Annotated in this window: 8 protein-coding genes; 3 read left to right on the forward strand and 5 right to left on the reverse strand. The window is 70.5% G+C overall.

Annotation, left to right across the window (positions count from 1 at the left end; translation table 11 throughout):
- Positions 1-54: 54 nt before the first annotated feature.
- Positions 55-2,277, forward strand: coding sequence for an NADP-dependent isocitrate dehydrogenase (locus ABD831_RS17615; protein WP_344949631.1), 2,223 nt, complete (start codon positions 55-57; stop codon positions 2,275-2,277).
- Between the two features lie 149 nt (positions 2,278-2,426).
- On the opposite strand, the gene ABD831_RS17620 is transcribed toward ABD831_RS17615, so the two are convergent.
- Positions 2,427-3,131, reverse strand: coding sequence for a FadR/GntR family transcriptional regulator (locus tag ABD831_RS17620; RefSeq protein WP_344949634.1), 705 nt, complete (start codon positions 3,129-3,131; stop codon positions 2,427-2,429).
- Positions 3,132-3,290: 159 nt separating this feature from the next.
- Here ABD831_RS17620 and ABD831_RS17625 point away from each other — a divergent pair, with 159 nt between their 5' ends.
- Both ABD831_RS17625 and ABD831_RS17630 read left to right on the forward strand, forming a co-directional pair.
- On the forward strand, positions 3,291-3,821 hold the full coding sequence (locus tag ABD831_RS17625; protein WP_142179101.1) for a gluconokinase, GntK/IdnK-type: 531 nt from the start codon (positions 3,291-3,293) through the stop codon (positions 3,819-3,821).
- Positions 3,818-5,212 (forward strand): GntP family permease, encoded by a 1,395-nt coding sequence (locus tag ABD831_RS17630; RefSeq protein WP_344949637.1) that lies wholly within the window; start codon positions 3,818-3,820, stop codon positions 5,210-5,212. Before ABD831_RS17625 ends, ABD831_RS17630 begins: the two co-directional genes overlap by 4 nt.
- Before the next feature lie 86 nt (positions 5,213-5,298).
- Here the strand turns inward: ABD831_RS17630 and ABD831_RS17635 are convergent, their stop codons facing one another.
- The 4 genes from ABD831_RS17635 to ABD831_RS17650 form a co-directional block, all read right to left on the reverse strand.
- Positions 5,299-6,513, reverse strand: coding sequence for an acyl-CoA dehydrogenase family protein (locus ABD831_RS17635; RefSeq protein WP_344949640.1), 1,215 nt, complete (start codon positions 6,511-6,513; stop codon positions 5,299-5,301).
- 8 nt (positions 6,514-6,521) lie between these two features.
- Positions 6,522-6,989 carry an SCP2 sterol-binding domain-containing protein gene (locus ABD831_RS17640; protein WP_344949643.1) on the reverse strand — a complete coding sequence of 156 codons (468 nt, stop codon included), beginning with the start codon at positions 6,987-6,989 and terminating at the stop codon, positions 6,522-6,524.
- A gap of 78 nt (positions 6,990-7,067) precedes the next feature.
- A complete protein-coding gene (locus ABD831_RS17645; RefSeq protein WP_344949646.1) occupies positions 7,068-7,859 on the reverse strand; it encodes a PIG-L deacetylase family protein in 792 nt (263 codons plus the stop codon).
- Positions 7,860-7,871: 12 nt separating this feature from the next.
- Positions 7,872-8,348: a GNAT family N-acetyltransferase gene (locus ABD831_RS17650; protein WP_344949649.1), complete on the reverse strand. Its 477-nt coding sequence runs from the start codon at positions 8,346-8,348 to the stop codon at positions 7,872-7,874.
- Between the last annotated feature and the right edge of the window lie 224 nt (positions 8,349-8,572).

Consider the following 8,572-nt stretch of genomic DNA (forward strand, 5'->3'; position numbering starts at 1 on the left):
GGATCCCTCGTTCTGGGATCTCGGCACGACAGCAACCCGAACGGAGCACCCGCGTTGGACTCGACAATCATCTACACGCACACGGACGAGGCGCCCGCCCTGGCCACGGCCTCGCTGCTGCCCATCGTCTCGGCCTTCGCCAAGCAGGCCGGCGTCGAGGTCGAGACGCGTGACATCTCGCTCTCGGGTCGCATCATCGCCGCGTTCCCCGACGCCCTGAAGCCCGAGCAGCGCATCGACGACGCCCTCGCCGAGCTCGGCGCCCTCGCGAAGACTCCCGAGGCCAACATCATCAAGCTGCCCAACGTCTCGGCGTCGATCCCGCAGCTCAAGGCCGCGATCGCCGAGCTGCAGGCCGCCGGCTACGCGCTGCCGGACTACCCCGACAACCCGACCACCGACGAGGAGAGGTCGGCCCGGGCGGCATACGACAAGATCAAGGGCTCGGCCGTCAACCCCGTTCTGCGCGAGGGCAACTCGGACCGCCGCGCGCCCGCCTCGGTGAAGAGCTACGCCCGCAAGCACCCGCACTCGATGGGCGCCTGGACCGCCGAGTCCAAGACGAACGTCGCGACGATGGGTGAGGACGACTTCCGTCACAACGAGAAGTCCGTCGTCATCGCTGCGGACGACACGCTGCGCGTCGAGCTCGTCGGCCCCGACGGATCGACCACGGTGCTCAAGGAGTCCATCCCGGTCCTGGCGGGCGAGGTCGTCGACGCGACGTTCATGCACGTCGCGACACTGCGCGACTTCCTCTCCGAGCAGATCAAGCGTGCCAAGGACGAGGACGTCCTCTTCTCGGTGCACCTCAAGGCGACGATGATGAAGGTCTCCGACCCGATCATTTTTGGCCACGTCGTGCGCGCCTTCTTCCCCGAGCTCTTCGAGACGTATGCCGGAGCGCTGGCTCGCGTCGGCGCCTCCCCCAACGACGGGCTGGGCGCCGTGCTCAAGGCCGTCGAGGGCCTGCCCGCCGGCGAGCGCGCCGAGGTGGAGGCCGCCGTGGCGAAGGGCTTCGAGGACGGGCCGTCCATCGCGATGGTCGACTCCGACAAGGGCATCACCAACCTGCACGTCCCGAGCGACGTCATCGTCGACGCGTCGATGCCGGCGATGATCCGCACGTCGGGGCACATGTGGAACCGCGACGGCGCCGAGCAGGACACCCTGGCGGTGCTGCCCGACAGCTCGTACGCCGGCATCTACCAGGTCGTCCTCGACGACTGCCGCGCCAACGGCGCCTACGACCCGTCGACGATGGGCTCGGTCGCCAACGTCGGCCTCATGGCGCAGGCGGCGGAGGAGTACGGCAGCCACGACAAGACGTTCGAGATCCCCGCCGACGGGACGGTGCGCGTCGTCGACGGCTCCGGCGCAGCGCTGCTCGAGCACGCGGTCTCGGCCGGCGACATCTGGCGCGCCTGCCAGACCAAGGACGTCCCGATCCGGGACTGGGTCAAGCTCGCCGTGACCCGCGCACGCGCCACCGGCACCCCTGCCATCTTCTGGCTCGACGCGGACCGCGCCCACGACGCGAACCTCATCACGAAGGTCGAGGAGTACCTCACGGAGCACGACACCGACGGCCTCACGATCGAGATCATGAAGCCGACCGACGCGATCGCCTACTCCCTCGGGCGGATCCGCAAGGGCGAGGACACGATCTCGGTCACCGGCAACGTGCTGCGCGACTACCTCACCGACCTCTTCCCGATCCTCGAGCTGGGCACCTCGGCCAAGATGCTCTCGGTCGTCCCCCTCATCAACGGCGGTGGCCTCTTCGAGACCGGCGCCGGCGGCTCGGCACCCAAGCACGTGCAGCAGCTCGTCAAGGAGAACTACCTGCGCTGGGACAGCCTCGGCGAGTTCCTCGCGCTGGCCGTGAGCTTCGAGCACCTCGCCGACGTCACCGACAACGCCCGGGCACGCGTCCTCGGCGAGACGCTCGACCGCGCGACCGGCACGCTGCTCGACGAGAACAAGGGCCCGGCCCGCAAGGTCGGGCAGATCGACAACCGCGGCAGCCACGTGTGGCTCGCGCTCTACTGGGCACAGGAGCTCGCCGCTCAGACCGACGACGCTGCCCTCGCCCAGACCTTCGGGCCGGTGGCGCAGGCACTGTCGGACAACATCGCGACGATCTCGCAGGAGCTCGTCGACGACCAGGGCCACCCGGTCGACATCGGCGGCTACTACCGTCCCGATGCAGACAAGGTCGCCTCGGTGATGCGTCCGTCGAAGACCTTCAACGAGATCATCGACGCGCTGGCCTGACGCAGCCGTACCCGAGGCCACCGAGGTGCCCACCCGACCACGCGGTCGGGTGGGCACCTCGCGTCTGCCGCGTGTGACACATCGACCGTGCCGTTCGGCCCGGACTTGCCCGTCCGTGACGGCGAGGACGCGCGTCCCGACTGCGGCGCCTACGAATCCGCGTCCCGGAGGGCGTCACTGGCCTCGGCGATGATGGCCTGCATCGCCGCGGCCGCCGCGGTCCCGTCGCCCGACCCGACCGCCTCGGCGACGTCGCCGTGCAGGCGGACGGCGACCGGGTTGGGCGTGGACGGCATGAGGTCGTGGTGCGTGCGGCCGGCGAGCACCTCGCCGACGACGTCGGACAGCGCCGCGAGCATCTCGTTGCCGGAGGCCGCGAGCAGGGTGGCGTGGAAGAGCTGGTCGGCGAGCAGGTAGGCCTCGAGGTCACCCGACTTGGCGTGCACGGCCATCTGCATCACCGCGCCCACCAGAGCCCCGCACTGCTCGGGCGTCGCGTGGGTGGCGGCGAGCTCGGCCGCGACCGGCTCGACGCCGCGGCGCACGTCACCGAGGGAGAGCAGCTGCTGCTCCCGCCCGGGCCCGTCCAGGCGCCAGCGGATGACCCGCGGGTCGAAGACGTTCCACGAGGTGCTGGGCAGCACCCGGACGCCGACGCGCTTGCGGGCCTCCACCAGTCCCATCGAGCCGAGGACCCGGACCGCCTCGCGCACGACCGACCGGGACACCCCGTAGCGCTCGTCGAGCTGGTCGATGCGCAGGACCGTGCCGGCCGTCAGCTCACCGGAGGCCACCTGGCGGCCGAGGTCGTCGAGCACGCTCGCGTGCAGCGCAGGGCGTCGGTCGGTGGGCACGGGGCCCAGCCTGACACACGGCCGCCACGCTTCAGACCTCCCCGTTATAAAACCGTTTTATTGATGCCAACTACTTGATAAGACGCTCTTGTTGCTGCACCCTAGGGCAAGCGACTCGACGAAGACGTCGTTCGAGCCGGACGAAGGAGTCACGGAGACATGCAGCACCACCCACCTCCCCTGGTCGTCGTCATGGGGGTGTCCGGCTCGGGCAAGACCACCGTCGGCGCGGCCCTCGCGCAGCGTCTGCGCGTCCCGTTCGCGGACGCCGACGACTTCCACCCGCAGGCCAACATCGACAAGATGTCGGCCGGCATCCCGCTGACGGACGGCGACCGCGGCCCGTGGCTCGCGACCATCGCCACGTGGCTCGGTGAGCACGCGGCGAGCGGTGGCGTGGCGAGCTGCTCGGCGCTCAAGCGCGCCTACCGCGACGTCCTCGCAGCCGCGGCGCCCCAGGTCTTCTTCGTGCACCTGCACGGTGCCCCGGACGTCATCGCCGCCCGCGTCGCCGGGCGCCCCGGGCACTTCATGCCCACGGCCCTCGTCGAGTCGCAGTTCGCGACGCTCGAGCCCCTCGAGCCGGGCGAGCGCGGAGCCGTCCTCGACGTCGACCAACCCGTCGACGACCTCGTCACCCAGTCCCTCACCCTCCTCGACCACCGCGACCCGGAAGCGACCCGCTCATGACCGCCGACCTCCTCTCCCTCCTCCCCGCCTCGGCGCTCACCGCCGACACCCCGCCGGACATCCCGGCCGGGCGCCTCGTCCCCGCGGCGCTGCTCGGTATCGCCGTCCTCGTCCTGCTCATCGTGCGGTTCAAGCTGCACCCCTTCCTCTCGCTGACGCTCGGCTCGCTCACCGTCGGCGCGGTCGCCGGGGTCCCGATGGCCGACGTGCTCGACAGCTACACCAAGGGCTTCGGCAGCACGGCTGCGGGCGTGGGCATCCTCATCGCCCTCGGCGCCATGTTCGGCAAGCTGCTCGCCGACTCGGGCGGCGCCGACGAGATCGTCGACACGATCATCGGACGCAGCGGCACGCGATCGCTGCCCTGGGCGATGGCCGGCGTCGGCGCCATCATCGGCCTGCCGATGTTCTTCGAGATCGGCCTCGTCCTGCTGATGCCGGTGATCTTCCTCGTCGCACGGCGCTCGGAGCAGTCGGTGGTGCGCGTCGGCATCCCCGCCCTCGCCGGCCTCTCGGCCATGCACGGTCTCGTGCCGCCGCACCCCGGTCCGCTCGTGGCCATCGACGCCCTCAAGGCCGACCTCGGCGTCACGCTCGGCCTCGGCATCCTCGTCGCCATCCCGACGATCGCGATCGCGGGTCCGTGGTTCGCGCGCCTCGCGGCCCGCTGGGTCGACGTCCCCGCGCCCGAGCTGTTCGAGGCCCGCGAGTCGGACACCGGTCCGCGCCCGTCGTTCGGCGTCACGATGCTGACCGTCCTGACGCCCGTCGTCCTCATGATGGGCAAGGCGCTCGCCGATGTCCTCGCCGGCAAGGGCACCGCGGCCCGCACCGTCCTCGACTTCCTCGGCACGCCGCTCATCGCGCTGCTCATCGCCGTCATCCTCGCGATGTTCACCCTCGGTCGCGGCGCCGGCATGGGTACCAAGGAGATCGGGTCCTCGCTCGAGGCCTCGCTCGGGCCCATCGCGGGCATCATCCTCATCGTCGCCGCCGGTGGCGGGTTCAAGCAAACCCTCGTCGACACCGGCATCGGCCAGCTCGTCGCGAACTGGATCGCCGGGAGCGGGCTCTCGGTGCTGCTGCTCGCCTGGCTCGTCGCCGTGCTCATCCGCCTCGCGACGGGCTCGGCCACGGTCGCCACGGTCACGGCGTCCGGCATCCTCGCGCCGCTCGCGGTCGGCATGCCCACGACCGAGGTCTCGCTCATGGTCCTCGCCATCGGCGCCGGCTCGGTGTTCTTCTCGCACGTCAACGACGCCGGCTTCTGGCTCGTCAAGGAGTACTTCGGCCTCAAGGTCGGCCAGACCATCAAGACCTGGTCGGTGATGGAGACGATCCTGTCGGTGACCGGTCTCGTGCTCGTGCTCCTGCTCAACATCGTCGTCTAGCCCGGAGCGCCCCGGCACCGCACCCGGCGCCCACCCTCGACCGTCGAGAGGCCATTTGCGGCCTCTCGACGGTGAGGTGAGCAGGGTCAGCGGATGCGGACTCCGCTGATGGCGCGGGCGATGACGAGCCGCTGGATCTCGGACGTGCCCTCGAAGATCGTGTAGATCTTCGCGTCGCGCGACCAGCGCTCGACGGGGTGGTCGGTGACGTAGCCGGCGCCGCCGAGGATCTGGACGGCCTTGTCGGTGACCGCCACCGCCACCTCGCCGGCCTTGAGCTTGCTCATCGAGCCCTCGGCCGCCGTGAACGGCTGGTTGGTGCGGCCCATCCACGAGGCACGCCAGACGAGCAGCCGCGCGGCGTCGATCTCGGTCCGCATGTCGGCGAGGGCGAAGGCGATGGCCTGGTTCTCGATGATGGGCCGGCCGAACGCGACCCGGTCCTTGGCGTAGTCGAGGGCGTACTCGTATGCCGCCCGCGCGATCCCCAGCGCCTGTGCCCCCACCGTGGGGCGTGAGATCTCGAACGTGCGCATGGCCGCCTGTCCGCTCGAGGCCCCTCCCTCGCGGGCCCGGGCGAGACGCTCGTCGAGCGTGTCCTTGCCGCCGAGGAGGCACGAGCCCGGCACCCGAACGTCGTCGAGGAAGACGTCGGCCGTGTGCGAGGCGCGCAGGCCGAGCTTGCGCAGCTTCTTGGCGGCCTCGAGACCCTGGGTGCCGGGCGGGACGACGAATGCCGCCTGACCGCGCGCGCCGAGCTCGGGGTCGACGACGGCCGTCACGACGTGGACGCCGGCGATGCCGCCGTTGGTGATGTAGGCCTTCTGCCCGTTGATCACCCACTCGTCGGTGGCCTCGTCGTAGCGGGCCCGGGTGCGCATGGCGCCGACGTCGGAGCCGGCCTGCGGCTCGGTCGTCGCGAAGGCGGCGAGCTTGGGGTCGTCCGCGTCGCCGTAGCACTGGGGCAGCCACTCGACCATCTGGTCGGGCGTGCCGGAGCCGTAGATCGCGGCGACGGCGAGGGTCGTGCCGAAGATCGACATCCCGATGCCGGCGTCACCCCAGAAGAGCTCCTCGTTGGCGAGGTCGATCGAGATGCCGGTCGGGTCGGACCAGCACTGGGCCAGGAACTCGAACCCGTAGAGGCCGTTCCTCGCGGCCTCCTGGATCACCGGCCACGGCGTCTCCTCGCGCGCGTCCCACTCGGACGCGGCGGGCCTGACGACGTCGGCGGCGAAGCCGTGCACCCAGTTCCTCAGCTCGATCTGGTCGTCGTCGAGGGCGAGCGAGAACTCCACCACGTCAGGCCTCAGGCCTTGGGGATGTCGAAGAAGTTCGCGATGTTGGCAGCGAGGCCGAGGTCGCCCTTGGCCTTGATCTTGCCGGTCATGAACATCATGACCGGGTTGCCGCTCTTGGTGATGACCTTGGTGAAGTCGACGGGCGTCATCGTCAGGGTGAGGGTCGAGTCGCCGTCGTGGCCGGGGAGCGTGGTGCACGTGCCGTCGGCGAAGCGCACGGTCCACTCGTCGGCCCCGCCGTCGGGGCGTCCCGTGATGCTCCAGTGGGTCGTGGCCGTCGTCGAGCCGGCCCGGTCGGGGCGGAAGAGCTCGGGCATCCGCCGGAAGATCGCCTCGAGGATGGCCTCACGGTTGGGGCTCTCCATGACCTGCTTCACGTCCTTGTCGGACATCTCCTTGACGATCCGGATGAACTCGCCGGGCTCGACGGCGGCGATCTGCTCGGCGGTGGCGGTCGTGAAGTCGATCTCGGACATCAGGGTCCCTCCAGAGGAAACGGCACTGTCTCTATGGCGACCACGGACGTGGTTACCGTGAGTAGGTTACTGGACGGTTCAGGCGTCGAGGAACCAGCCCACCACCATCCCGTCGGGCCGGCCGGGCTCGATGTAGTGCTCCCAGGCGAAGGCGACGGCGAACATCTCCATGGGCATCGCCAGCATGCCCTGGGCGTCGGACTGGCTCGCGTGGGCCTTGAGGGCGGAGCGCTTGACCTCGAGGAACTCGCTGACGTCGCAGGCCCAGTGCAGCTCGCTCTCGAGGCTGCCGAGCGGGTTGCCGTCGTCCATCGGCTGGCTCGGGTCCCACTCCCCCACGTCGTGGCCCGCGGCCATCGCCGCCTGGTGGGAGCGGATCATCGCGTCGCGGTTCATCGAGCCCTCGAGGTAGCGGGGCGTCCCGGCGATCTCGGCGGCCCGCTTCGTCACGGCGTGCACCTTGACGTGGTCGGGGTGGCCGTAGCCGCCGTGCCAGTCGTACCCGACGACGAGGTCGGCGTCCTCCTCCCGCAGCACCGCCGCGAGGCGCTGGGCCGCCTCCTCGGTGTCGGCCCGCGCGAAGCTCTCCTCGTGGTCGTTCTGCGCCCAGCCGGTCATGCCAGAGTCTGCGTAGCCGAGGTACTCGACCCGGTGGGTGCCGATGACGGCGTTGGAGGCTGCCGCCTCGGACCGGCGCCGCTGCACGACGGTCTCACCCTCGGCGAGGTCGTCGGGGGCGTCGCCGTGGTCACCGTTCGTGGCGACGACGAGGACGACACGGTGGCCCTCGCTGACGGCACGCGCCATCGAGCCCGCGGACTGGGACGCCTCGTCGTCGGGATGGGCGTGGACGAAGACAACGGTTGACATGCCCCCAGCCTCTCACCGCCTGCCGACGTTCCCGGCACCGCCGGTGGACGCCTGCCCGACGGGCAGCGTGTAGACGACGTAGCCCTCGAAGGTCGCCACCTCGTCGTAGAGCCTCCGGGCCACGGCGTTCGACTCGTGGGTCTGCCAGTAGACGCTCCCGCAGCCCTGCTCGCGGGCCCAGTCACGAACGGCACCGATGAGCGCCGTGGCGACCCCGCGGCCACGCACCGAGGGGTCGGTGAAGAGGTCCTCGAGGTAGCAGAGGTCCGGCTCGCTCGAGCTGGGGTGCACGAGGAAGTGCGTGATCCCGACGAGCTGTCCGCCGAGCCAGGCACCGCGCCCGTGCAGCCTCGAACCAGCAGTGATCTCGCGCCACGCCCTGTCGTATGCCGTGTCGTCGAGGGTGCGCTCGTAGAAGCCGATGTACGCACGGAAGAGCTCGTCCCACCGGCCCCGGTCGCTGGGCTCGAACCGTCGGATCTCGATCACGACCCGACGCTAGCGGCACGGCACGGCCGCCGGGAGGGCCAGCACCCGGCATACCGAACGGGCCACTCGAGTGAGCGCTCCGCCACAGACGAGTGAGGGCGGTCTCAGATCGTCTGCGCAACACGGATGTCGTGTGGAGGCGGGACGATGGCTGGTGGACTGAGGCGGTATTCGGTAGCTCAGCGGGAACAGGCGCTGGGGCTGCTCGAGCAGGGGCTGTCGGG

It is taken from the genome of Terrabacter ginsenosidimutans, assembly GCF_039539425.1.
Taxonomy (GTDB): Bacteria; Actinomycetota; Actinomycetes; order Actinomycetales; family Dermatophilaceae; genus Terrabacter; species Terrabacter ginsenosidimutans.

What these genes read in the sequence shown, in the direction of transcription:
- ABD831_RS17625 (WP_142179101.1), top strand. Translation starts at nt 3,291, where the DNA reads ATGCAGCACCACCCACCTCCCCTGGTCGTCGTCATGGGGGTGTCCGGC.
- ABD831_RS17630 (WP_344949637.1), top strand. Translation starts at nt 3,818, where the DNA reads ATGACCGCCGACCTCCTCTCCCTCCTCCCCGCCTCGGCGCTCACCGCC.
- ABD831_RS17640 (WP_344949643.1), bottom strand. Translation starts at nt 6,989, where the DNA reads ATGTCCGAGATCGACTTCACGACCGCCACCGCCGAGCAGATCGCCGCC.
- ABD831_RS17645 (WP_344949646.1), bottom strand. Translation starts at nt 7,859, where the DNA reads ATGTCAACCGTTGTCTTCGTCCACGCCCATCCCGACGACGAGGCGTCC.